Source organism: Modestobacter marinus (genome assembly GCF_011758655.1).
Classification (GTDB): domain Bacteria; phylum Actinomycetota; class Actinomycetes; order Mycobacteriales; family Geodermatophilaceae; genus Modestobacter; species Modestobacter marinus.
Genome location: NZ_JAAMPA010000001.1, coordinates 3,228,406 through 3,250,323, shown reverse-complemented (window position 1 = coordinate 3,250,323; position 21,918 = coordinate 3,228,406). Strand labels below are relative to the sequence as shown.

Annotated in this window: 19 protein-coding genes and 1 pseudogene; 8 read left to right on the top strand and 12 right to left on the bottom strand. The window is 74.8% G+C overall.

All coding sequences use genetic code 11. The annotated features are described in order from the left end of the window. Positions 1 to 20 precede the first annotated feature (20 nt). The 6 genes and pseudogenes from FB380_RS15220 to FB380_RS15195 form a co-directional block, all read right to left on the bottom strand. Positions 21 to 1,307, bottom strand: a complete 1,287-nt coding sequence (locus FB380_RS15220) for an MFS transporter (protein ID WP_166755772.1) — start codon at positions 1,305 to 1,307, stop codon at positions 21 to 23. 36 nt (positions 1,308 to 1,343) lie between these two features. Then, a complete protein-coding gene (locus tag FB380_RS15215; RefSeq protein WP_166755771.1) occupies positions 1,344 to 1,520 on the bottom strand; it encodes a hypothetical protein in 177 nt (58 codons plus the stop codon). 171 nt (positions 1,521 to 1,691) lie between these two features. Then, positions 1,692 to 3,110 (bottom strand): annotated as a pseudogene (locus FB380_RS15210) (CocE/NonD family hydrolase); the annotation flags it as partial. 393 nt (positions 3,111 to 3,503) lie between these two features. Continuing rightward, positions 3,504 to 4,901 (bottom strand): alpha/beta hydrolase, encoded by a 1,398-nt coding sequence (locus FB380_RS15205; RefSeq protein WP_166755769.1) that lies wholly within the window; start codon positions 4,899 to 4,901, stop codon positions 3,504 to 3,506. Positions 4,902 to 5,004: 103 nt separating this feature from the next. Beyond that, a complete protein-coding gene (locus tag FB380_RS15200) occupies positions 5,005 to 5,832 on the bottom strand; it encodes a PaaX family transcriptional regulator C-terminal domain-containing protein (RefSeq protein WP_166755768.1) in 828 nt (275 codons plus the stop codon). Positions 5,833 to 6,107: 275 nt separating this feature from the next. Further along, a complete protein-coding gene (locus FB380_RS15195) occupies positions 6,108 to 7,106 on the bottom strand; it encodes a LacI family DNA-binding transcriptional regulator (protein ID WP_166755767.1) in 999 nt (332 codons plus the stop codon). A gap of 178 nt (positions 7,107 to 7,284) precedes the next feature. Between FB380_RS15195 and FB380_RS15190 the strand changes: the two genes are divergently transcribed. The 5 genes from FB380_RS15190 to FB380_RS15170 are packed head-to-tail and all read left to right on the top strand — an operon-like array spanning position 7,285 to position 12,077. After that, positions 7,285 to 7,770 carry a TRAP transporter small permease gene (locus FB380_RS15190; RefSeq protein WP_166755766.1) on the top strand — a complete coding sequence of 162 codons (486 nt, stop codon included), beginning with the start codon at positions 7,285 to 7,287 and terminating at the stop codon, positions 7,768 to 7,770. After that, the gene (locus FB380_RS15185) at positions 7,767 to 9,041 is read left to right on the top strand and encodes a TRAP transporter large permease (protein WP_166755765.1); all 1,275 of its coding nucleotides are present in this window, start codon (positions 7,767 to 7,769) and stop codon (positions 9,039 to 9,041) included. The genes FB380_RS15190 and FB380_RS15185 overlap by 4 nt, the downstream gene beginning before the upstream one ends. After that, a complete protein-coding gene (locus tag FB380_RS15180) occupies positions 9,038 to 9,994 on the top strand; it encodes a shikimate dehydrogenase (RefSeq protein ID WP_166755764.1) in 957 nt (318 codons plus the stop codon). Before FB380_RS15185 ends, FB380_RS15180 begins: the two co-directional genes overlap by 4 nt. 23 nt (positions 9,995 to 10,017) lie before the next feature. Continuing rightward, on the top strand, positions 10,018 to 11,049 hold the full coding sequence (locus FB380_RS15175) for a DctP family TRAP transporter solute-binding subunit (protein WP_166755763.1): 1,032 nt from the start codon (positions 10,018 to 10,020) through the stop codon (positions 11,047 to 11,049). After that, entirely contained in the window at positions 11,046 to 12,077 is a 1,032-nt protein-coding gene (locus FB380_RS15170) for a phosphotriesterase family protein (protein WP_208382869.1), read from the top strand. Before FB380_RS15175 ends, FB380_RS15170 begins: the two co-directional genes overlap by 4 nt. A gap of 70 nt (positions 12,078 to 12,147) precedes the next feature. Here the strand turns inward: FB380_RS15170 and FB380_RS15165 are convergent, their stop codons facing one another. Then, entirely contained in the window at positions 12,148 to 12,942 is a 795-nt protein-coding gene (locus FB380_RS15165) for a hypothetical protein (protein WP_166755762.1), read from the bottom strand. Positions 12,943 to 12,982: 40 nt separating this feature from the next. Continuing rightward, a complete protein-coding gene (locus FB380_RS15160) occupies positions 12,983 to 14,842 on the bottom strand; it encodes a sugar phosphate isomerase/epimerase and 4-hydroxyphenylpyruvate domain-containing protein (protein WP_229681903.1) in 1,860 nt (619 codons plus the stop codon). 203 nt (positions 14,843 to 15,045) lie between these two features. On the opposite strand from FB380_RS15160, the gene FB380_RS15155 reads away from it, so the two are divergent. Then, complete coding sequence (locus tag FB380_RS15155; protein ID WP_229681902.1) at positions 15,046 to 15,726, top strand: TetR/AcrR family transcriptional regulator; 681 nt, start codon at positions 15,046 to 15,048, stop codon at positions 15,724 to 15,726. Between the two features lie 103 nt (positions 15,727 to 15,829). Further along, positions 15,830 to 16,909, top strand: coding sequence for an SDR family oxidoreductase (locus FB380_RS15150; protein ID WP_166755760.1), 1,080 nt, complete (start codon positions 15,830 to 15,832; stop codon positions 16,907 to 16,909). On the opposite strand, the gene FB380_RS15145 is transcribed toward FB380_RS15150, so the two are convergent. Next, positions 16,899 to 18,104 (bottom strand): lycopene cyclase family protein, encoded by a 1,206-nt coding sequence (locus FB380_RS15145; RefSeq protein WP_166755759.1) that lies wholly within the window; start codon positions 18,102 to 18,104, stop codon positions 16,899 to 16,901. The two genes, FB380_RS15150 and FB380_RS15145, sit on opposite strands and share 11 nt — an antisense overlap. Before the next feature lie 237 nt (positions 18,105 to 18,341). Here FB380_RS15145 and FB380_RS15140 point away from each other — a divergent pair, with 237 nt between their 5' ends. Beyond that, on the top strand, positions 18,342 to 18,545 hold the full coding sequence (locus FB380_RS15140) for a zinc-ribbon domain-containing protein (RefSeq protein ID WP_166755758.1): 204 nt from the start codon (positions 18,342 to 18,344) through the stop codon (positions 18,543 to 18,545). Positions 18,546 to 18,584: 39 nt separating this feature from the next. Here FB380_RS15140 and FB380_RS15135 read toward each other — a convergent pair whose 3' ends face one another. The 3 genes from FB380_RS15135 to FB380_RS15125 all read right to left on the bottom strand — a co-directional run bounded on the left by FB380_RS15135 (position 18,585) and on the right by FB380_RS15125 (position 21,596). Continuing rightward, complete coding sequence (locus FB380_RS15135; protein ID WP_166755757.1) at positions 18,585 to 19,682, bottom strand: sensor histidine kinase; 1,098 nt, start codon at positions 19,680 to 19,682, stop codon at positions 18,585 to 18,587. Continuing rightward, positions 19,679 to 20,380 carry a response regulator transcription factor gene (locus tag FB380_RS15130; RefSeq protein WP_166755756.1) on the bottom strand — a complete coding sequence of 234 codons (702 nt, stop codon included), beginning with the start codon at positions 20,378 to 20,380 and terminating at the stop codon, positions 19,679 to 19,681. Before FB380_RS15130 ends, FB380_RS15135 begins: the two co-directional genes overlap by 4 nt. 160 nt (positions 20,381 to 20,540) lie before the next feature. Next, positions 20,541 to 21,596 carry a VanZ family protein gene (locus FB380_RS15125; RefSeq protein ID WP_166755755.1) on the bottom strand — a complete coding sequence of 352 codons (1,056 nt, stop codon included), beginning with the start codon at positions 21,594 to 21,596 and terminating at the stop codon, positions 20,541 to 20,543. Positions 21,597 to 21,918 lie beyond the last annotated feature (322 nt).

The window sequence follows — 21,918 nt, the reverse complement described above, 5'->3', positions numbered from 1 at the left end:
CCTGTACCGAGCGGCCGACGCTACCGGCCACCCGGGGGCGTCGCCGGTCGTCCGCCGGCCGGCGCCGGACCGACCGGCGCCGAGCCGCCGTCCCGGACGGAGGGTGGTCCGCCGACGGTGACCGGTCGCCCGGCCACGGACGCGACCGCGGCGTAGAGGACGCCGATCCCGGCCAGCGTCGCCAGCGGGACGGCCCAGCCGCCGGTCGCACCGTAGAGGCCACCGACCAGGAGCGGCCCCGTGGCGCCGATCCCGTAGCCGACCAGCTGCGCCATCCCGGAGACCCGGCGGGCGGCGTCCGCGTCGTGGGCCCGCAGCACGATCACGGTGAACGACAGGGCGACACCGGCTCCCTGCGCGAGCCCGCCGACGGTCACCCACAGCCCCCAGCCGGCGGGCCAGGCGAGCAGCCCGGCGAAGAGCACCACCCAGCCGGCGCCGACGACCAGGCCGAGCCCGACCTGCCCGCGCCGGCGTCCGATGAGCGCGGGGACGAGCAGGGCGCCGAGGATCCCGACCAGCTGGAAGAGCGACGCAGCGGCCGCCCCCGTCGGGAGACCCGCCTCCAGCCGGTCGACCAGCAGGGTCGGCAACCAGGTGGTGACCGCGTAGTAGAGCATCGTCTGGAGGGCGAGCAGCAGCCCCACGGCCCACGCCACCGGGTGCGGCCAGACCGAGGGACCGGTGGCCGGTCCACGTCCCGCGGCCGCCGGCGTGACCGGCGCGGGCCCCGTCGGATCCGCGGTGCCGGCGGCGGACCGCCACAGCACCGCTGCGGCCAGCGCCAGCAGCGCCCAGCCGGCCAGTCCCACCCGCCAGCCCCACAGCCCGGCGATCGGGGCGGTGAGCGCAGCGGTCAGGGCCGCGCCGGCGGCCAAGGCGGCGGTGTAGAGGCCGGTCACCCGGCCGGCGGCGGCGCCGAACCCGGCCTTCACCACCGGTGGCAGCAGCACGTTGCCGACCGTCATCGCCAGGCCGATCGCGACCGTGCCGGCCAGCAGCACGGCCGGTCCGCCGAGCACCCGCGCCACGGTCGCCACGGCCAGCAACAGCAACGCCCAGGAGATCCCCGGGCGGGCGCCGACCCGCCGTCCGAACCAGGCCGCGGCCGGTGCGGCCGCGGCGAAGCAGAGCACCGGCAGGGTGGTCACCAGGCTGACCGAGGACGGCGACAGGCCCAGGTCGGCGCGCACCTCGGGCAGCACCGGGGAGACGGCGGCGATCGCCCCCCGCAGGTTGACCCCGACCAGCAGGACGGCGGCGAGCAGCAGCGCGGGGGTGCGCTGATCCGCCCCCCGCCCGGTCATCCGCTCACCCTGGCACGCGCGCCGGCCCGGGTCTGCTCAGCAGCTGACCGACCACCGGTGGTCGCAGGTGAGGCAGACGAGCACCGCGACCCAGTCCTGCGGGTCGAAGTCGCCGGGGAGGTCGCCGACGTCCGGTCCGCCGCACGCGACACAGCAGGACATCCGGGCCAGTGCGCTGGCCGGTACGACCGAGTGGTCCAGGAGCTCGGACACGGGAACACCTCCGCGATGAACGGCAGCTGCACTGCTGCCTGGATGAGCGGAGGGTGCTCCCGTGCCCAGCCGGCCGCCGGGTGCCACGAGCCCGGTCACGGGACCTACACCTGATCGCAATGAGTGCGACGCTCGACTGCCCGGAGCCGCACTGGTCGACCAGGCCCCGGACTACGCCCTGGGAGTCCTCGCGAAGCGGACCCGGTGGGTGAACTCGATCTCCGCCACGGAGCCACGGGCGCCGGTGGCGACGCCGATGACCCCGGTCGAGCCATCCGGTGCCAGCCGCGGGACGTCGCCGGTCATGAGGCTGATCCGCACCCGGTGGCCCTCCGCGAAGCGCCAGTGCGCCGGCTGGGTATCGATGACGAAGGTGGCCTCCTCACCGGGGGTGACGGGGACGCTCTGCTCGTGCCCGAAGCGGTGGCTGGCCCGGAGCCAGCCGGCGGCGACCTCGGTGACGCGACCGTCGGGGGCGACGTCCATCACCTTGGCCACGAGGTTGCCGTCGCTGTTGGGCAGGGTCGCCTCCAGCGTGACCTCGGCCTGCCCGGCCAGCACGGCGTCGTGGACCAGCGGGCCGGACGTGAACGTCAGCCGCCCCTCGTCCGCCGCGGCGTTGTCCGCCGCCGGGTCCGTCGGCCGCGGGCAGCCGACCAGGCAGGTGGTGGCCGGACCGTCGTCCGGGTCGATCGCGAGATCGAGGGTGCCCGGCTTGCCGGGCCGCCGGTCCAGCTCACGGTCGGTGCCGAGGGCGAGTTCCGTGCCCTCCCCGTCTGCCGGCCAGTCGGCCAGCTCGACCCAGCGCCCCCCGGTGGTGCCCTCGACCTCGTAGCTGGTCACCGGCGCCGCCGGCAGGGGTGCGTCGGGGTCCTCGCCCAGCCAGTGGTCGAACCAGGCGAGGGTCGCGCCGATCGGCAGGGGCTCGGCCTCCTGCTCCCAGGTGTCCGCATGGGTCCAGGGCCCCATGACCAAGCGGACGTCGTCGTTGCCGGCGTCCCGCAGGCCCTGGTAGTTGCCGATGGCACCGGCCCGGAAGACGTCGAACCACCCGCCGGTGAGCAGGACCGGCACCTCGATGTCCTCGTGCACGTTCGCCACGTTCTGGACGTCCCAGTACTCGTCGTAGGTGGGGTGTGCCCGGAACGCCTCGAGCTGCCGCTGCTCGAAGGTGGGGTCCGCCACGTCGGGGCTGCCGACCCAGAGCCAGTCCGCTGCCGCCGGCGCGCCGCCCGGGTAGAAGATCTCGGCGTAGTTCTCCATCGGCGAGACGTTGGGGGCGATCGCCGCGAGGTGCGGCGGTTGCTGTGCCGCGATCTCCAGGGTCGTCTGCCCGCCGTAACTCGTCCCGGACGCGCCGACCTTGCCCGTGGAGTACGACTGGTCGGCCAGCCACTCCACCGCATCGTGGCCGTCCCTGCCCTGGATCGGCCAGCGGGCCTCGAAGCCCGGCGCCGGGGAGATCCCGGTGCCGCGGATGTCGCAGGACATCACGTTGTAGCCACGTTGGCTGAAGAAGGTGGCGAACGCGCCCTCGGCCTCCGCCACGGCCCTGCCGTACGGCGTGTAGCTGCGGAGGATCCCGGGGAACTCCCGGCCGCCGGCTCACCGCCGACCGCGGGCCGGGCGATGGTGCACCCGAGCTCGAAGCCGTCCCGCATCGGCACCTGCAGCCGCTCCACGACGGTGTCGTAGGCGGCCGGCCGGTCGTAGTCGAACCAGTCCGGCTGGACGGCGTTGGTGGCGTCGGCGGGGCGGCCGGGGTGTGCGGCGGCCGGTGGTGCCAGCACCCCCGCCACGACCGCGCCGGTGATGGTGCCGATCACGCCGAGACGACGGCGCTGTCTGCTGAGCACGCTTCCTCCACGGGGAACTGGACGGCGAACGGGATGGAGAACGGCACGGCGCCCAGGGACGCCGGGAGTGTCGGCACGGGGCCGGGCACGCGGGGTGCCCGGCGCCCGTGCCGGACTGCGGTCGCGGTCAGTAGCGCGGTGGGCCGAACGCGCCACCGCGGTCGCCCAGCCACTCGGCCGGCCGGTAGTCGCAGAGGATCTCCGACGGACCGAGGCCGAGCTCCTCAGCCGCTGCATCGAGGGTGCGGGGATGGGCCGCAGAGCCCCAGCGCCCGGTGGCGACCCGCTCGTCGAGGGCCTCGACGGAGGCGACCAGCTCGGCCGGGGTGAACTGGCAGTGGCTCAGCCGGTGCACGAAGGCCTGGCGCAGCAGCCTGTTCGCACCGGCCTGGCGCACCGTCTCCGCGTACTCCTCCTCGACCTGCACCGGGGCCAGGACGTCGTGCGTGGTGTGCAGGCTGAGCACCGGGACCTGCAGCTCCCCGGTGAGCTCGGAGGTGGCGCGGGCGGTCTGCAGCGCCTGCTCGTCAGGCGTCACCGACGCCGTCGCGGTCAGCCGGTCGAGGTCGGCGTCGAGATCCAGGCCGGCCGCCCGGTACAGGGCCTCCACCTGCCCCCGCTCGTCCGCGTGCTGCAGCAACGTGCGGTAGTCGACGCCTGCGTTCCAGGAGGGGTTCCCCCCCACCGTGTTCTCGATGTCGACCCGCGCCGGGTAGGTGAAGCCCAGTGCGGACGTGAACTGGGCGACCTGCGCGTCGACCTGCGCCTCGTGGTCCCGCGGACCGGGCTCGGCCTCACCCGGGGCCCAGCGCGGCAGGTGGTAGAGCGCGGCGGCGAGCGCGATCCGCGCCCTGCCCTCGGGGTCGTCCTGCGCGGCCACCACGGCGTCGGTGAGGGTGCTCGCGGCCGCGTTGACGGCGGCGAGGTCGCCCTCGTAGTCGGCCAGCCGCACCTCGGTGCCCGCTGGGACGAGCAGCTGGGCGATCGCATGGGCACCGTCGAGCTGGTAGTTGAGCAGGTCCACCCCGCCGTGCACGAGCCCGCAGGTCGGCAGGGCACCGTCGACCGGGGTGCCCGGGAGCTCGGCCAGCTGACCGGTCACCAGGCCCCCCATGGAGGTCCCGACGGCGAGCACCCGCGACGGCTCGCCGACGGCGACGGAGAACGCCTCGAGGGTCTGCAGCTGGTCCTCCGCAGCGGTGTCCAGCGTCCATCCGCTGCGCTCGTAGGAGGAGCCGACGAGGGCGTACCCCCGGTCCAGCAGGGCCTGCCGGGTCACGTCGTCCGGCGCGTTCTCCGCGGTGTGCGGGATGGGGAAGAAGCTGGGCCGGTAGCCGTGGCTGTACAGGAGCACGGTGCCGTTCCAGTCGGCCGGCACGTCGGCGACCCAGGCGGTGGCCCCGTCGTCGACCGTCCCCTCGACGTGCCGCGGGCCCGAGGGCTCCCCGGCTGCGGCGGGTGAGGCGGCGGCGAGCGAGACGGCCAGCGCGCAGGCCAGGCCGGGGACGAGGGATCGGGGGGACATCAGCATCCTCACAGGGGCTCGGGTGCCGGTGACGCTAGGCCCGGACCGAACGGGCGTCAACGAGTTGCCGACCTTTTCTGTGAGCTGCGCCACGGCATCCAGCTCACCGTCTGGCGCGTGCGTCTCTCACCAGGTCGGCGAAGGCCGCCTGCGCCCGCGCCTCCAGAGCCGTCACGACGGTGCCGTACACGGCCGCCGACCGGCGCCCGGGCCAGTCCTCGCCCAGGTGGCGCTCGGGCAGCACCGGGTCGCTGCGGAGCAGTCGGATCCAGTGGGCGCCGAGGAGGGTGAAGAGGGCCAGCGGGTCCTCGCCCCGAGGGAGGGGCCGGTCCCACCTGCGGAGGAACTCCTCGTGCTCCCAGCGCAGGGCATCGAGGTCCCAGGCCCGCCGGACGAACCGGGCGACGTCCGTGCCGGCGGCCGGAGCGGCGACGAACCCGTCGATCGACAAGCCCCCCACGTCGGCACCCACGGCGATGATCGAGTCGAGGTCGACGCGGCCCGGCGCGATCCACAGCCCGTCGCGCAGGCAGCCGAAGCCGGCCCAGGTCAACCGGGACCGCAGCCGACTCCGGACGTCCCGCTGCGACTCCGGCAAGGAGAAGCTCAACAGCGTCCAGTCACTGCTCGCCTGGTGGAACGGGTCGGGCGTCCGCACCCGCCGCCGCCCCTCCCGCAGGACCCTCCGCGAGGTCTCGGTCAGCCCGTAGCTGGCCACTCTCCCGTCCTGGTGCCGGGTCAGCAGGCCGCGCTCGGTGAGCCGGGTCAGCACCGACCTGGTGGCGTCAGCACTGACGCCCACGGAACCGAGCACGTCGAGGAACACCCGGGTGGGCAGGGGGTCCTCGTACGTGTCGAGGATGAGCGCGCCGCCCAGCGCCAGCAGGAGTTCCTGCGGCTTGAAGCGCAGCTCGGTTGCCTGGTCTGTCATCTGCCCTCCCGATCCGGCCCGGCACCCACACCACCGGGCCCGGGGGCGTCTGCCCGACCCCCCCTCCGCGCCGACAGCCGCAGCACCGGTCGTGCGACGCCGGCGCCGCGACCCGCCTGCTCGATCGCGGCGCGCCGGCCCCCAGGGGCCCACGACGCCCTCACACTGCCAGGTCGGCTCACGGACGCGGGTGCTCGCCCGCAAGGCCCCGTCGACCCAGGGGACCCGGCGTCCTGGCCGGGACCCGGTCGCCGGTCAGGCCGATGACCGACCGATCACCGGCCCGCAGGACGACCGGGGACGCCGGTCGACCGGCGCAGGATGAGCTCCGAGGGCACGACCAGCTCCGGGGCCAGATCCCGCGGCTGCTCCATCGAGTTCAGCAGGATCTCCACCGCCGCCCGCCCGACGTCGGCGTGCGCACCGCCGAGCGTGGTCAGGGTCGGGGTGCACAGGTCGGCGGCGAAGATGTCGTCGAACCCGACCACGCTCACGTCCGCCGGCACCTGGACGCCGCGGTCGGCCAGGCGCCGCATGACCCCGATGGCCAGCAGGTCGTTGTGCGCGATGGCCGCGGTCGCGCCGGTGGTCAGCGCCGCATCGGCGGCCGCGCCCCCGCTCGCCACGGTGGGCGCGAACGGCCCCATCCGCTGTGCGCGCAGACCCAGCTCCGCCGCGGCTCCGCGGATGGCCGCCCAGCGGCTCGCCGCCATCCAGGAGCTGCGCGGGCCGGCGAGGTAGACGACCGACTCGTGCCCGAGGGACGCCAGGTGGGCGACCATCTGCCGGCACCCCTCGGCGTGCTCGAGCACCACGCTGGCCAGGCCGGGCACCCGGCGGTTGACCACGACCACCCGGTGGTTGGCCGCCAGCTGCAGGAGATCGTCGGCGGGCTGGCGACTCGCGGCCAGCAGGAAGCCGTCGACCGACCGGGTCAGCCGGTGGACCTGCTCGAGCTCGATCCGCGGTGACTCCTCCGCGTTGACCAGGACGAGGGTGTAGCCGGAGGCCTTCGCCCGCATCTCCGCGCCCCGGATGAGCTCGAAGAAGTGCGGGTTCGTGATGTCGGAGACCACCATCGCGACCGTCCGGGTGCGGCGGGACACCAGCGCCCGCGCGTGCGGGTTGGGCTGGTAGCCGAGCCGGCGGGCGACCTCCAGGACGTGCTCCCGGGTCACCGCCCCCACCCGGTCGGGGTTGCTGAAGGCCCGCGACACCGTCGAGGTCGCGACGCCGGCGGCCTTGGCGACGTCGTAGATCGTCGAGCTCGTCATCTGCACATCACGGTCAGGTTACGAGGGTTTGGCAACACATGGCAACCGTTTGCCGCCCGACCTCCGACCTTCGTACCGTCCCCCGTGCTGTGACCGGCAGCACAGAGGCGGAGAGAGGACGGCGATGACCGGAGCCCACGAGGCGACCACCGCACGGCGCAGACCCAGGTGGATCTCGGTGATCACGAAGGTCGAGCTCGGGCTCGCCGCGACGGCGCTGGCGGTGCTCTTCCTGCTGGTGCTCGTCCAGGCGGCGCAGCGCTACCTGCCGGTCGCCGGCTGGTCGTGGACCGGTGAGCTGGCGCGGTTCTGCCTGGTCTGGGTCACGTTCACGGTGGCCGGCGTGCTCGTCACCACCGACTCCCACATCGCGCTGCAGCTGGTCGACAACGTGAAGAACCCGAAGGTCGTCCGGTTCGTGCGGGTCCTGGCCAGCGCGATCGTCGCCGTGATCGGCGCCGGTTTCGCGGCCGAGGCGTGGGAGCTGATGTCCTCCCAGGGACAGCTCAGGTCGCCGTCCCTGCGCATGCCGCTGACCTTCCTGTACCTCTTCCCCTTCCTCGGTTTCCTCAGCACCGCCATCCGTGGCGCCGTCGCCGCCGTGCTCTTCGCCGTCCGCGGGGTGCCGGCTCCGGTCGGGACGACGGAGGTGCGGCCGGCATGAGCCTGCTGCTCCTCACCATCGCGATCGTCGCCCTGCTCTTCGTCCGGGTCCCGGTGGCCTTCGCCTTCCTGGGCCCCTCGCTGGCCTACATGCTGCTCACCGGGCAGTCCCTGGGCCTGAGCCTCCGGCTGATCGTCAACGCGACCGCGAGCTTCCCGCTGCTGGCCGTGCCCCTGTTCATCCTGCTCGGCGTCATCGCGAACCGCGGCGGCATCGCCGACCGGCTCTTCGACTTCGCCCTGGCACTGCTCGGCCGGGTGCGCGGCGGCCTCGGCTACGTGAGCGTGGGCGTGAGCCTCGGCTTCTCCTGGATGAGCGGCTCCGCGGTGGCCGACGCCGCCGCCCTGGGCAAGATCCAGATCCCGGCCATGGTGCGCAACGGCTACCCGCTCCGCTTCGGGCTCGGCGTCACCGGCGCCGCCTCGCTGATCGCCCCGGTGATGCCGCCGAGCATCCCGGCGGTGATCTTCGCCGGGCTGGCCGCAGTCTCGACCGGCGGACTCTTCGCCGCCTCCGTCGTGCCGGCCCTGCTGATGGCCTTCGGCCTGTGCGTCGTCGTCTTCTTCCTGGTGCGGAAGCAGCCCGACATCGTCCGCACCGACTTCTCGATGCGCCGGCTGGTGGTCACCGGACGACGGGTCATCGGCCCCATCCTCGCCCCGGTGATCATCCTGGGCGGCATCCTGGGCGGCTTCTTCACGCCCACCGAGGCCGCCGCCGTCGGCGTCGCCTACATGCTGGTGCTCTGCCTCGCCTACCGGAGTCTGTCCGTCCGGGAGCTGCCCAAGGTGCTCACCGAGACGGTGACGACGACCGGGGCGATCATGCTGATCGTCTCCTCGGCGTCGCTGTTGGGCTACATCCTGGCCCGCGAGCGGGTCCCCCAGCTGCTGGCCGAGAACGTCTTCGGGTTCACCGAGAACGCCACGGTGTTCCTGCTGATGACCGCGGTGCTGATGCTGGTCCTGGGCACGGTGGTCGACCCCACCGCCGTCCTGGTGCTGGTGGTGCCCATCCTGCTGCCGATCAGCGCGAGCTTCGGCGTCGACCCGATCGTGCTCGGCGTCCTCATGATCGTCGCGCTGATGATCGGGCTGCTCACCCCGCCGGTGGGCACCGTGCTGTACGTGCTCAGCTCGGTGGCCGAGACCAAGGTCAGCGAGGTCTTCCGCGGGTGCCTGCCGTTCATCGTCCCGCTGATCGTCATCCTCGGCCTGATCATCGCCTTCCCCGACGCCGTCCTCTGGCTGCCGGAGGTGCTGGGCCTGTGACCGCCTCCGCACCGCCGCCGGCTGCCCGCCGGTCCTTCCTCGCCGGGCTCCTCGGCCAGGGCATCGGGCCGTCGCTCTCCCCCGAGCTGCACGAACGGGAGGGCGCACGGCAGGGCCTGCGCTACACCTACAAGACCGTCGAGCTGCCGGACGACGCCCTGCGGCCGGACCACCTGCGGGGCCTGCTGCGCGCCGCGGTCGAGCTCGGCTTCGACGGCCTCAACGTCACCCACCCGGTCAAGCAGGTGATGGCGCCACTCGTCGACGAGCTGGCTCCGGAGGCCGCCGCCATCGGCGCGATCAACACGATCGTGGTCGAGGACGGTCGCACCCGGGGTCACAACACCGACGTGACCGGCTTCGCCGCCGCCCTGCGGGCCGGGCTGCCGGGGGTCCCGCTCGAGCGGGTCGTCCTGATCGGCGCCGGCGGCGCGGGGGGCGCCGTCGCGCACGCCCTCGCCGGCCAGGGCGTGGCGCACCTGTCGGTGGTCGACCGCGACGCGGTCCGCGCCCAGCAGCTGATCGACGCGCTCGCGGCAGCCGGCAACCAGGTGTCGACGACGGTCTGCGCGCCGGAGGAACTGCCCGACCTGCTCGCCGAGGCGTCCGGCCTGGTGAACGCCACCCCGATGGGGATGGCGGCCCACCCCGGCAGCCCGGTGCCCGCCGGCCTGCTGCGCGAGGACCTCTGGGTCGCCGACATCGTCTACCGGCCGCTGCTGACCGAGCTGGTGAAGGAGGCGACCGCCCTGGGGTGCCGGGTGATGACCGGCGCCGGGATGGCCGTGAACCAGGCCGCGGACTCCTTCGAGCTCTTCCTCGGCCGTGCGGCGGCCCGGCCGGCCATGTTCGCCGACTTCGACGAGCTCGTCGCCGCCGAGATCGACGGCGACGGGCTGCCGTCCGGCACCCGACCCGCACACCGCCCGACCGCCCGACCGACCGAGCACTGAGAATCCCGACGAAGGGAAAGACCATGACCCACCGTCCCCTCCCCACCCGCCCGCTCCTCGCGGCCTCCGCCCTCCTCCCGCTCCTGCTCGCCACCGCCTGTGGCGGCGACGACGCCGGCGGCGGAGAGGCCGGTGGCGGCGGCGGCGAGGTGGAGCTGACCCTCGCGCACAGCTACACCGAGCAGCAGCCGCAGCACCGGTGCGGTGCGCAGGTCATCGCCGACGAGCTCGAGGCCGCCGACGTCGGCGTGACCGTGGAGATCTTCCCGAGCAGCCAGCTCGGCGGCGACGCCGACCGCATCCAGTCGGTCATCTCCGGCGACGTCGACCTGGACATCCAGGGCGCCTCGGCGCTCGGGGCGGTGTACGAGCCGATGAGCGTCGTCGACGCGGCGTACGCCTTCGACGACGGGGAGCACCTGGCCACCTTCTTCGGCAGCGACGCCTCCGACGAGCTGACCCAGGGCTTCGCCGACGCCACCGGCGCCAGCGTGCTCGGTGCCTGGTCCGCCGGCGCCCGGCACTTCACCGCCGGCCAGCCGATCCGGGAGCCCGGCGACCTGGAGGGCCTGCGGATGCGGTTCCCCAACTCGCCGCAGTACCTGATGAACGCCCGCGCCCTGGGCGCGGAGCCGACCGAGGTGGCCTACGAGGAGCTGTACCTGGCTCTCCAGCAGGGCATCGTCGACGGCCAGGAGAACCCGATCGTCAACATCGACGCCCAGAACCTCGGCGAGGTGCAGGACTTCCTCAGCCTGTCCGCCCACCAGGAGAACTCCAACCTGGTGATCGCCGGCCCGGGCGTCGAGGAGCTGTCCGACGAGCAGCGCGAGGCCCTCGACGCCGCGGTCGCGGCAGCCGTCGAGCAGGTGCCCGAGTGCGTCGCGGAGGACGAGCAGCAGGTCCTCGACGAGTGGACCTCGGGCGGTGAGTTCGAGGTCGTGGAGGACGTGGACGTCGACGCCTTCCGCACCCAGGCCGAGGAGTACCTGCGGGCCAACCTGAGCGAGGAGCAGCTCAGCGTCTACGAGGCCATCCGCGACTCGGCCGAGTGACCGACGCCCTCCGCACCCAGCCCCGGGGCGACTCCGCACAGGAGCGCCCCGGGGCGGTGGTGCAGACCTTCCGCGGCCCGGTGCACCCCGAGCAGCTCGGGACGACGCTGGTCCACGAGCACGTCTTCGTCAGCAGCCCGGAGCTCGACCTCAACCACCCGCACCCGGAGTGGGAGCCGGCCACCGCCGTCGACCGGGCCGTCACCGCGCTGACCCGGTTGCGCGACCTCGGCGTCCGCACGGTGGTCGACCTGACCGTGCTGGGCCTCGGCCGGGACGTCGCCCGCCTGGTGCCCGTGGCCGAGCGGGTGCCGGTGCACCTGATCGCCTCGACCGGCTACTACACCGCCGACGTGCTGCCGCCCTACTTCGGCACCCACGGGCCGGGGCTGCTGGTCGGCGGCCCCGACCCGCTGATCGAGTTCTTCCTCGCCGACATCGAGGAGGGCATCGCCGGCACCGGCGTCCGGGCCGGGATGCTCAAGGTCGTCACCGACGAGGCGGGCATCACCGAGGACGTCGCCCGGGTGATGACCGCCGCCGCGGTGGCCGCCCAGCAGACCGGCGTCCCGATCACCACGCACAGCCGGCCGGCCCTGCGCAACGGGCTGGACCAGCAGGCGTTCCTGCGGAAGCAGGGCGTGCCACTGGACCGGGTGGTCATCGGCCACTCCGGGGACACCGAGGACCTCACGTACCTGCGGGTGCTGATGGACGCCGGGTCGACCATCGGCATGGACCGGTTCGGCATGGAGCACGTCCTTCCCGACGACCGCCGCGTCGCCACCGTGCTGGCGCTGCTGCGGCTGGGGTACGCCGACCGGATGGTGCTCTCCCACGACGCGGCCTGCTTCAGCCGCGTCACGCCACCGTCGTGGCGGGCCCGCCACGCACCGCACTGGCGCTTCGAGAACATCCCGACGCGGGTGGTCCCCCTGCTGCTCGCCGGCGGGGCCACCGAGGACGACGTCCACCAGATGACGGTGGTCAACCCGGCCCGACTGCTCACCCCGCATCTGACCTCGTGAGCCCGAGCACCCCTGGGCGTGACCGGCCTCGCCCGGCCGGGCCGGCCGCCGCGCCGGTCGCGGCCCCGGGTCAGCCGGCGGCCAGCCGGCGGGCGCGCGCCCGGGGGTGTTCGAGCATCTGGTCGACCAGGCCGTGCAGCCGGTCCAGCCGGGCGGTGGGGTCGTCGGTGAGCACGCCGACGGAGTCGTCGCCGCCGAGCGCGACCGGGACGTGCGGCGGGAAGGTGGCGAGCAGGCCGGCGGTGACCTCACCGGCCCGTTCGACCTGCCGCGCGCTGAGCCGGACGTAGCCGAGGGACTCGCCGAGCACGTCGACGGCCGCCTCGACCCCGGCCGGCGTGCAGCTGCCGACCGGCACGTCCAGGACGACGCCGCCCCCGCTGGGACGCACGACGGCCGCCGCGCCGGCGAGCAGGTCCGGGCGGTCGACCGGCAGCGGCGCGAGCAGCGGCAGCAGCCGGTAGGGGCGGGCCTGCTCGACCAGCCGGCCGAAGACGTCGACCTGCTCGGCCAGCTCCTGTCCGGCCGCGGTCGCCGGATCGAAGCGCGCCGTGACGTGGCGGGCACCGAACCGGGCGCCCAGGTCCAGCACCCGCCCGTGGGCGGCGTGCACGTGGTCGTCGGGCAGGGTGCCGCCGAGCTGCACCCGGCCGACGTCCAGCACCGTCACCCGCGTCTCGAGGAGCTCGTCGACGAGCCGCTGCAGGTTGCGCTCCCCCGCGCCACCGGACCACCACGGCTCGACCTCGGCCACGGCTCCGACGTGCAGGCCGATCGAGTCCCAGCCGGTGCCGGCCAGCAGCTCGGTGAGCTCGACGGGGCTGCGCGGGTGCACCACCGACTGGTGTACGGCCAACCGGTTCACGACACGTCCGTCCTCTCGATGTCGGCAGAGCCGGCCGGTGTCACCGGGACACCGCCGCGGCGCGCCGCTGACGGCGGTGGGCGGCCATCCGGACCGGCGCATCGGCATTGCCGTACCCGTCGTAGCCCCCCAGCCGCTGCACGACCACGACGAAGAACCGGTCACCGAGGACCTCGGTCGCCAGCTGCAGGCAGGCGCCGTGCACGTCCTCCTCGTACATCAGCCCGTGCTCGCGGATGGCGGCCAGCAGGTCGGCGGGGAGGTCGAACCGGGCCTCGAGGTCGTCGGCGTAGTTCTCCGGCAGCCGCAGCAGCGGGGCGCCGGCGGCCCGCAGCCGCTCCGCCGTCGCCACGACGTCGTCGGTGGCGAAGGCGAGGTACTGCGGTTCGGGGACCCGGGGAGCCCAGCCGCCGCGGCGCAGGGAGGAGGCGGAGAGGGTCAGCCGCACCGCGCGGTCGGGGCCGGTCACCGCCCGGGTGCGCACCAGACCGAAGGGTGCGGCCAGCTCGGTGACCTGCTGCGGCTCCAGGCCGAGCACCGCGCGGTAGAACAGCCCGGCCTCGTCGAAGGCGTCGAAGGGCTGCGCGAGAGCGACGTGGTCGATGCCGGTGAGCCCGGCACCCGCCGCGGGTGGGGCGCCGGTGGGCAGGAAGTCGGCCGGCCAGCCGTCGGGCCCGGTGCGGGTGAAGAACACCTCCGTGCCGTCGGGGGCCGCGACCGCGGACAGCTCGGCCTCGGTCGCCCCGCGGGTCCGCGGGAGCACCGGTGCGCTCATCGCCTCGGCACGGACGGCCGAGCGCTGCGGGTCGCTGCTCTCCAGCCCCAGCGCGGAGACCGCGGCCTCCCCCGGCGCGCCGGCCCGGACGACGGAGGCGTTGAGCAGCACCCGCGCCGCCTCCTGCTCCCACAGCTGCACCGGCTTGGAGCGGTGCTGGCCGGTGTGGGTGAACCCCAGGGCCGCGAGCGCCTCCCCGACCTGCGGGCCGGAGACGCCGTCGACGGCCAGCTCGGTGAACGACCACCCGGACAGCTGCGGTGCGGCCGGCGGCCGGTGGAGCCCGGCGGCGGGGTCGGCCAGGGCGAGCGCCTCCTCGAGCCACTGCAGCGAGCGCATGGCGTCCACGGCGGTGCGCGCCGGGTCGGACTGGCGGTACACGTCGTTGAACACCTCCAGCGACAACGGCCCGCGGTACCCGGCCGTGAGCACGGCGCCGAGGAAGCCGGGCAGGTCGAAGGCGCCCTGCCCGGGGAAGAGCCGGTGGTGCCGGCTCCACTGCAGCACGTCCATGGTCAGCTGCGGGGCGTCGGCCAGCTGGAGGAAGAACAGCTTCTCCCCCGGCACCGCGGCGAAGCCGGCCGGGTCACCGCCGCGGGAGAGGACGTGGAAGCTGTCCAGGCACAGCCCCAGCGCGGCCGAGTCGGCCCGGCGGACGGCGTCCCAGGAGACGTCCCAGGTCGAGACGTGCCGGCCCCAGGCGAGCGCCTCGTAGGCGATCCGCAGTCCGCGCAGCTCGGCCCGCGCCGCGGCGGTCGACAGCTGCTCGGCGAGCTGGTCGACGTCGGCCACCGCGTCCGGGGCGACGGAGGAGCAGACCAGCACGGTGTCGACGCCGAGCGCGCCCATCACGTCGAACTTCCGTTCGGCGCGGCGCAGGTTGGCGGCGAAGCGCACGGGGTCGGTCGAGTCCAGGTCGCGGAAGGGCTGGTAGAGGTCGATCGACAGGCCGAGGTCGGCACAGCGCACCGCCAGCTCGGCCGGCGACCACGGGGAGGCGATCAGGTCCGGCTCGAACACCTCGATGCCGTCGAAGCCCGCGGCCGCCGCGGCGGTGAGCTTGTCCTCCAGCGTCCCGGACAGGCACACCGTGGCGATCCCCCGGCGAGGCCGCGCGGCGGGCACGGCGCCGTCCGTCGGCTGCGGTCGGCGGGCTGGCGGCATGGACCCTGCTCTCGTATGTACCAAATGGTGAGTTACCGACAGCCGACCACATCGGACGACGGCGCGCCAGTCCCCCCGCCGGAGCCCCGTCCCGGTCCCGGGGCCCGCGCGGGCCGCGGTGTGCATAGGCTCCGCCGGACCGTCCGTCCACGCAGGAGGAGACCGTGACCGCGCGCCGCCCGGACAGCGAGCCCGGCACCGAGGAGCCCCCGGTGCGCCCGGTGGAGCGCACCCGGGACGCCGACCGGACCCGCGCGGAGATCCTGGCCGTGGCCACCGCGGAGTTCGCCGACCGCGGGTACGCCGGGGCCCGGGTCAACGAGATCGCCGACAAGCTGAGCACGACCAAGCGGATGATCTACTACTACTTCGGCGGCAAGGAGCAGCTCTACGTGGCTGTGCTGGAGCAGGCCTACGGCCGGATCCGCGCCCTGGAACAGCAGGTGGACGTCGAGCACCTCGAGCCGGTGGCCGCGCTCCGCGAGCTCGCCGGGCTCACCTTCGACCACCACGAGGCGCACCCGGAGTTCATCCGGCTGGTGAGCATCGAGAACATCCACCGGGCCGAGCACCTGGCCGGCTCACCGGCCCTGGCCGGGCTGGCCGCCCCGGCCGTCGACGTGCTGGGCGCCATCCTGCAGCGCGGCCGGGACGACGGGCTGTTCCGCGACGACGTCGACGCGCTCGACGTGCACCAGGTGATCAGCGCGTTCTGCGTCTTCCGGACCGCCAACCGGCACACCTTCCGGGCCATCTTCGACCGGGACATGCTCGACCCGGCGACCCGCGCCCACCAACGGGAGCTGCTGTGTGACCTGGTCGTCGCCCACCTCACCACGCGGTGAGTCCGGGTCGGTGCGAGGCTCCCGGGGACACGATTGACCACCCCGGCGACCACCTGCGCGGGCGCGTCAGCGCCGTGCGCCACCGACAGGAGACCCTTCCCAGATGACTGCACCAGCCCGGCCCCGGCAGGCCCTCGTCGTGGGCGCGACGGGGATCGTCGGCCAGAACCTGGCGGAGCGGCTGACCGCCCAGGGGTGGGAGGTCCACGGGCTCTCCCGCAGCGGGCGGGCGCCCGGCGAGGGCGTGCACCCCGTGCAGGCGGACCTGGCCGACCCTGCGGGGCTGTCCACCGCGCTGGCGGGCCTGACCCCCGAGCTCGTCGCCATCACCGCCTGGACCCGGCAGGCCACGGAGGCGGAGAACATCGCGGTCAACGGCGCCGCCGTCCGCAACGTGCTCCAGGCGCTCGAGCCCGCCCGGTCGGTGCGGCACGCGGCGCTGATGACCGGCCTGAAGCACTACCTCGGCCCCTTCGAGGCCTACGCGCAGGGCGAGATGCCCGACACGCCGTTCCACGAGGACGAGCCCCGCCTGGACGCGCCGAACTTCTACTACGCGCAGGAGGACGAGCTCTTCGCCGCCGCCGCCCGCGCCGGGTTCACCTGGAGCGTCCACCGGTCGCACACGGTGTTCGGCTTCGCCGTGGGCAACGCGATGAACATGGTGCTGACGCTGTCGGCGTACGCCGCGATCTGCCGGCAGACGGGGCGCCCGTTCGTCTTCCCCGGGTCGAGCACGCAGTGGGACAGCGTCACCGACGTGACCGACGCCGACCTCCTTGCCGACCAGATCATCTGGGCCGCAGCGACCGAGGCGGGGCACGACCAGGCCTTCAACACCGCCAACGGCGACGTCTTCCGCTGGCGCTGGCTGTGGCCGCAGATCGCGGACCACTTCGGCCTGCCGTGGGAGGGCTACGAGGGACGGATCCGCCCGCTCACCGAGAACATGGCCGGCACCGAGGACGTCTGGGCCGGCATCGCCGCCGAGCACGGGCTGGTCGAACCCGACCTCGGCCGGATCGCCTCCTGGTGGCACACCGACAGCGACCTCGGTCGGGAGATCGAGGTGCTGACCGACATGAACAAGAGCCGCCGGGCCGGGTTCACCCAGAGCCGGGACTCCCGCGACAGCTTCTTCCGCTACGTCGAGCGGTACCGGGCGGCGCGGATCATCCCCTGACCGGACCGGCGGGCGTGGCACGCAGCACGGTGCGGACGGCGGTGGAGACGAGGGTGCGCCGGGCCGCGGGTGGCAGCGCCCGGGCGACCCGCAGCATCGCGGCCGCGATGGACGTCGGGGCGGAGCCCACGTCGAGGTAGGCCACCCACGCGGACTCCGGGAGGCTGAAGAAGGTCTGGAAGAAGGTGTCGGTCTCCGCCTCGTCCAGCTCGAGGAGCACCTCCCGCCCGAGCCCGAGCAGGCCGAGGCTCGCGCGCTGCCGGGCGCCGCGGACCAGCGCCCGCACCGCGGCCGCGTCGGCGCCGGCCAGCAGGGCGTCGGCGACGGTGCCGCCGGCCCGCAGCGAGGCGGCGACGCTGTACCCGGTCGCCGGGTGCACCAGCCCGGCTGCCGCCCCGACGGGCACGCCGGCGGATCGTCGGACGGCGGCGTCCAGCGGGATGGCCACCCGCTCGGGTCGGTCGACGATGCGCAGCCCGGCGTCGGCGACCAGCCGGTGCAGGCGGTCGCGCAGGTGGGGCAGCGCCACCGGCGGGCGGGCGGCCAGGGAGGTGGCCTCCAGCAGGGTCGTGCCGTCGTCCAGGGCCATGCCGTAGAGGAAGGCGGGCGGCTGCGCGACGCCGTCCTCGCGCAGCGCCGCCCAGTCCATCAGCAGCGCGCCGCCGTCGGGGACCAGGCCGGCGAGGTCCCCGGTGACCTGCTCCCCCCAGGCCCGTTGCTGGGCGCTGCCCGGGCCGCCGCCGCGGGCGTCGACGACCGTCCGGCCGGTGAGGGTGGTGCCGTCGGCGAGCGTCACGACCTGGCCGGCGGCGTCCTGGTGGACGGCGGCGACCGATCCCCGGCGGGTCTCCCCACCACCGGCGCGCAGCTGATCGAGCAGGAGGCCGTGCACGACGTCGTTGTGCAGCCGGGCGTAGCCGCGACCGATGTCCCGCTCCCCGGCGGTGGTGCGGACCACGGTGACCGGGTACCGCCGGCCCAGCGGCGGCGTGCGGGAAGCGGGACCACCGAGCAGCGTCGCGGAGACGGCGTCGAGCTCGTCGGCCCACATGCCGTAGGTCTGTGGCCACGGCCTCAGGTGCGGGGCGACCACGACCACGCCCATCCCCCGTGCGGCGCAGGCGGCGGCCACCGAGAGCCCGGCCGGCCCGGCACCGGCGACGACCACGTCCCAGTGCGATCGCGGCGCGGTCACGGGGTCGGGGTGTGCGGCGACGCGACCGGGCGGGACCGGGCACATGCGTCCCGTCGCTCACGACGGTGGGCGGCACGGCAGGGCGGCCAGCGGGTCACGGGTGGTCTCGTCTCCTCGGGAGGAGGACACGGTATCCGCGCCGCACGCGCCCTCGGGTACGACCACCGGCGGCCGGACGGTGCCCCGTGCGTTCGCCGGACGGCGTCGGTCCGGTGAGCTGCTCCCTACGCTGACCGGATGTTCTTCCTCTTCGGCTTCGGTACCAAGCGCAAGGAGCTCGGCCCGGGCGAGACCCGGACCTGCCCGAACTGCCACAACACCTCCCGGTGGGCCCGCGTGCGGCAGTACCGGCAGTTCTCGCTGTTCTTCGTGCCGGTCGCGCGCTGGAAGCGCCGGCAGCTGGAGGTCTGCGGCATCTGCGGCACCGCCGTCGCGGTCTGAGGCCGCTGCCCACCCGGCCGGGAGCCCCGTACCGGACCGTCATCCCCCGGGCGCCGGGAACACGACCCGCACGCTGAGGCCGCCGTCCGGCGGCGCGGACAGCTGGAGGTCCGCACCGTGGACCTCGGCCACGCGGGCCACGATGGCCAGGCCGAGCCCGCTGCCGGGCGGAACGGGGTCGCCGCGCCGGGAGCCACCGGGCGACGTCCGCCCCACGCCCCGGACGAAGGGCTCGACCAGCGTGGCCACCAGGTGCGGGGCGACCACCGGGCCGGTGTTGACCACCCGCAGCTCGGCCGTGCCCGCCTCCGTCGTCCCGGTCGTGACGTGGACGCGACCGCCCGGTCCGGTGTTGTGCCGGATGCCGTTGAGCACCAGGTTGGTCACCAGCTGACGGACCAGCGCGGGCACACCGTCCAGGTCGCCCTCCCCCAGCTCCGTGGAGACGGTGAGCCCGGCCTCGTCGGCCAGCGCCCCCAGGTCGGACACGACACCGGCGGTGAGCTCGGCGAGGTCCACCGGGGTGCGGACCGGGAGCCGGCCCTGGTCGAGGGCGGTCAGGGCGAGCAGCGCCTCCACCGTCTCGGTGCCGCGGCGGTTGGTCTCGTCGAGCCGGCGCAGCAGCCGCCCGACGTCGACGCCATCGGGGTCCGCCAGCGCCACGTCGAGCATGGCCCGTTCGACGGCGTAGGGGGTGCGCAGCTCGTGGGAGGCGTTCGCGGCGAACCGCCGGTGCTCGTCGAAGGAGGCCTGGAGCCGGTCGAGCATGGTGTCGAAGGTGTCCGCGAGCTCCCGGAACTCGTCGCGGGTGCCGCGCAGGTGCGCCCGGTGCGCGAGCGAGCCGGCCGCGACCTGCTGCGCGACGGCGTGGATCAGCTGCAGCGGACGCAGCATGTGGCCGGCGAGCAGCCAGCCCCCCACCAGCCCGAGCACCGCCAGCAGCGCGAGCACCACCGCCAGCTTCGGCAGCAGGGCGTCCAGCAGGTCGCTGCGGTCGGGGACGGGGCGGCCCCGCTCGTCGCTGAGGTTGCCGTCGGGGACGAAGTGCAGGACGTAGGCCAGCAGCGCGACGGTGCCGCAGCCGGCCACGAACAGGTAGCCGGCGTAGCTGAGGGTCAGCCGCAGCCGGGCGCTCACCGGGACCCGGGACCCCTCGTGCCGTCGGCACCGGTCGCCGGTCCGCCGACCCGGTACCCGGTGCCCGGGACGGTGTGGATAAGCCACGGGTCGCCGAGGCGCTTGCGGAGGGAGGAGATGGTGATCCGGACGGCGTTGGTGAACGGGTCGGCGTTCTCGTCCCAGGCCCGCTCCAGCAACGACTCCGCACTGACCACCCCGCCCCGGGCGGCCATCAGCACCTCGAGCACCGCGAACTGCTTGCGGGTGAGCCCCACGTACCGGCCGTCGCGGTACACCTCCCGGCGGAAGGGGTCGAGGGCGAGGCCGGCGAACTCCACCACCGGCGGCGCGCCGTCCACCGGGCGGCGGCCCAGGGCCCGCAACCGCACCACCAGCTCCCGCATGGCGAAGGGCTTGGTGAGGTAGTCGTCGGCGCCGAGCTCGAAGCCGGCGACCTTCTCCTCCAGCCGGTCGGCCGCGGTCAGCATCAGGATCCGGCACGGCCGGCCGTCGGCGACGATCCGCCGGGCCACCTCGTCCCCGGAGGTGCCGGGCAGGTCGCGGTCGAGCACGACGACGTCGTAGCTGTTGACGGCCAGGTTCTCCAGCGCACTGTCCCCGTCGTGGACGACGTCGGAGGCGATCGCCTCCAGCCGGAGACCGTCCCGGACGGCGTCGGCCAGGTAGGGCTCGTCCTCGGCGATCAGCACGCGCATGGGGCGAGGGTAGGGAGCCCGCCGTATCGGCGGCGTATCGCCGCGCGTGCCGGGTCGGGGGCGACCGCGCCGGGCGGGCACCCGGCGGCGTTCCCGGGCCTCGACGGCCAGTTGCCGGGCGGCGACGACGCTGGCCGGCTCGCTGTGCGGGACCACCCGGTCAGCCGGCGGTGGGGTCGGCGGCCGGCGCGGGGCACTGGCCACCGCGCTCGACGGCCAGCTCGAAGTGCCACATCTCGTTGCCGTAGGTCTGGCACAGGCCGTAGTCCGACCCGTGCTGGGCGAGCCAGCTCATCGCGTCCGTGGGGCCGATGTCCACGGCGTCGCCGGTGACGTGGGAGGACTCCTCGGGCGTGAGCACCCACTGCCGGGCCGCCTCGGCGCTGCCGTACTGCGCGACCGCGGCGTCGAACAGCGACTGCTGGTAGGCAGCACTGCGCCACCCGCTGGAGACGTGGAAGTCCACCCCGTCGGCCGTCGCGTCCCGGGCGGCGTCCTGGACGGCGGTGCGCAGCGCGCCGTCGAGCCCGGTGACGGCCGGGACGTCGGCGAACGCCGACAGCTCCTCGCCGTCGGCCACGTAGCCGTCCGCGACGGTGACGGCGCCTCCGGCCCGCGTGCCGGTGTCCACCCGGTCGGGGGGACCGGCAGCAGCGACGGGGCGACTGGACGAACAGCCGGCCACACCCACCAGCAGGGGTGCGGCGACCAGCAGGAGGAGCAGCCCCCGCCGGAGACGCCGCGCCCGCGCCCGCCCGGGACGGCGCAGCGCAGCCAGGGCCACGGCGGTGAGCGCGACCCCAGCGACCGTGCCCGTCGTGTTGGCGGCCACGTCGACGACGTCGGGCACCCGGCCGGGCAGCGCGGACTGCACCAGCTCGACCAGCACCGACCCGGCGGCGCCGAGCGCCACCGGCAGCACGGGGCCGCAGCGCCGGAGGAACAGCGCGGCCAGCGCACCCACCGGCACGAAGAGCAGCACGTTCGCCAGCGCCTCGATCTCGGCCCGGTGCACGCTGCCCGGCCACGGCGCGGCGAGCACCTCGACCCCGGCCACCACCGCGCGCCGCGCGTCGGCGACGAGCCAGGCCGGGCCGAGCGTGGCCCAGCCGACCGCGAGCAGCACCGCCACCGTGGCCAGCCCGAGGCGTCCCGGTCGTGGCGTCCCGGGTGCCCGGCGGTCTCGGAGTCGAGTCGGGTGGTGGGTGGGCGTCATGGCGGACTCCTCACCGCCCGGCGGCGCCGGCGCGGGTCGGGGACGGGTGGACGGGTCCACTGCAGCCGGCCGCCGGTTGCCCCAGCGTCTCCGCGTCCGCATACACGGACGACACGTGCACTCCGCCGGGTGCCACCGCAGCCCCTCGGCCCGGGACGCGCCGGGGCGGCGTCCCGGCGTGTCCGCGCGAGCACTTGCCGAGCGGCGGGATGGGGTGCACGTTGTGTCACACCTCGGTGACGGGCGTTCCTGCCGCCGCCGGGTCGCTCGACGCGGAGACCGGGGCGGGGAGAACCGGACCCGGCCGTCCCGCCGTCCGGCC

What these genes read in the sequence shown, in the direction of transcription:
- FB380_RS15220 (WP_166755772.1), bottom strand. Translation starts at nt 1,307, where the DNA reads ATGACCGGGCGGGGGGCGGATCAGCGCACCCCCGCGCTGCTGCTCGCC.
- FB380_RS15205 (WP_166755769.1), bottom strand. Translation starts at nt 4,901, where the DNA reads ATGTCCCCCCGATCCCTCGTCCCCGGCCTGGCCTGCGCGCTGGCCGTC.
- FB380_RS15200 (WP_166755768.1), bottom strand. Translation starts at nt 5,832, where the DNA reads ATGACAGACCAGGCAACCGAGCTGCGCTTCAAGCCGCAGGAACTCCTG.
- FB380_RS15195 (WP_166755767.1), bottom strand. Translation starts at nt 7,106, where the DNA reads ATGACGAGCTCGACGATCTACGACGTCGCCAAGGCCGCCGGCGTCGCG.
- FB380_RS15185 (WP_166755765.1), top strand. Translation starts at nt 7,767, where the DNA reads ATGAGCCTGCTGCTCCTCACCATCGCGATCGTCGCCCTGCTCTTCGTC.
- FB380_RS15175 (WP_166755763.1), top strand. Translation starts at nt 10,018, where the DNA reads ATGACCCACCGTCCCCTCCCCACCCGCCCGCTCCTCGCGGCCTCCGCC.
- FB380_RS15150 (WP_166755760.1), top strand. Translation starts at nt 15,830, where the DNA reads ATGACTGCACCAGCCCGGCCCCGGCAGGCCCTCGTCGTGGGCGCGACG.
- FB380_RS15140 (WP_166755758.1), top strand. Translation starts at nt 18,342, where the DNA reads ATGTTCTTCCTCTTCGGCTTCGGTACCAAGCGCAAGGAGCTCGGCCCG.
- FB380_RS15130 (WP_166755756.1), bottom strand. Translation starts at nt 20,380, where the DNA reads ATGCGCGTGCTGATCGCCGAGGACGAGCCCTACCTGGCCGACGCCGTC.
- FB380_RS15125 (WP_166755755.1), bottom strand. Translation starts at nt 21,596, where the DNA reads ATGACGCCCACCCACCACCCGACTCGACTCCGAGACCGCCGGGCACCC.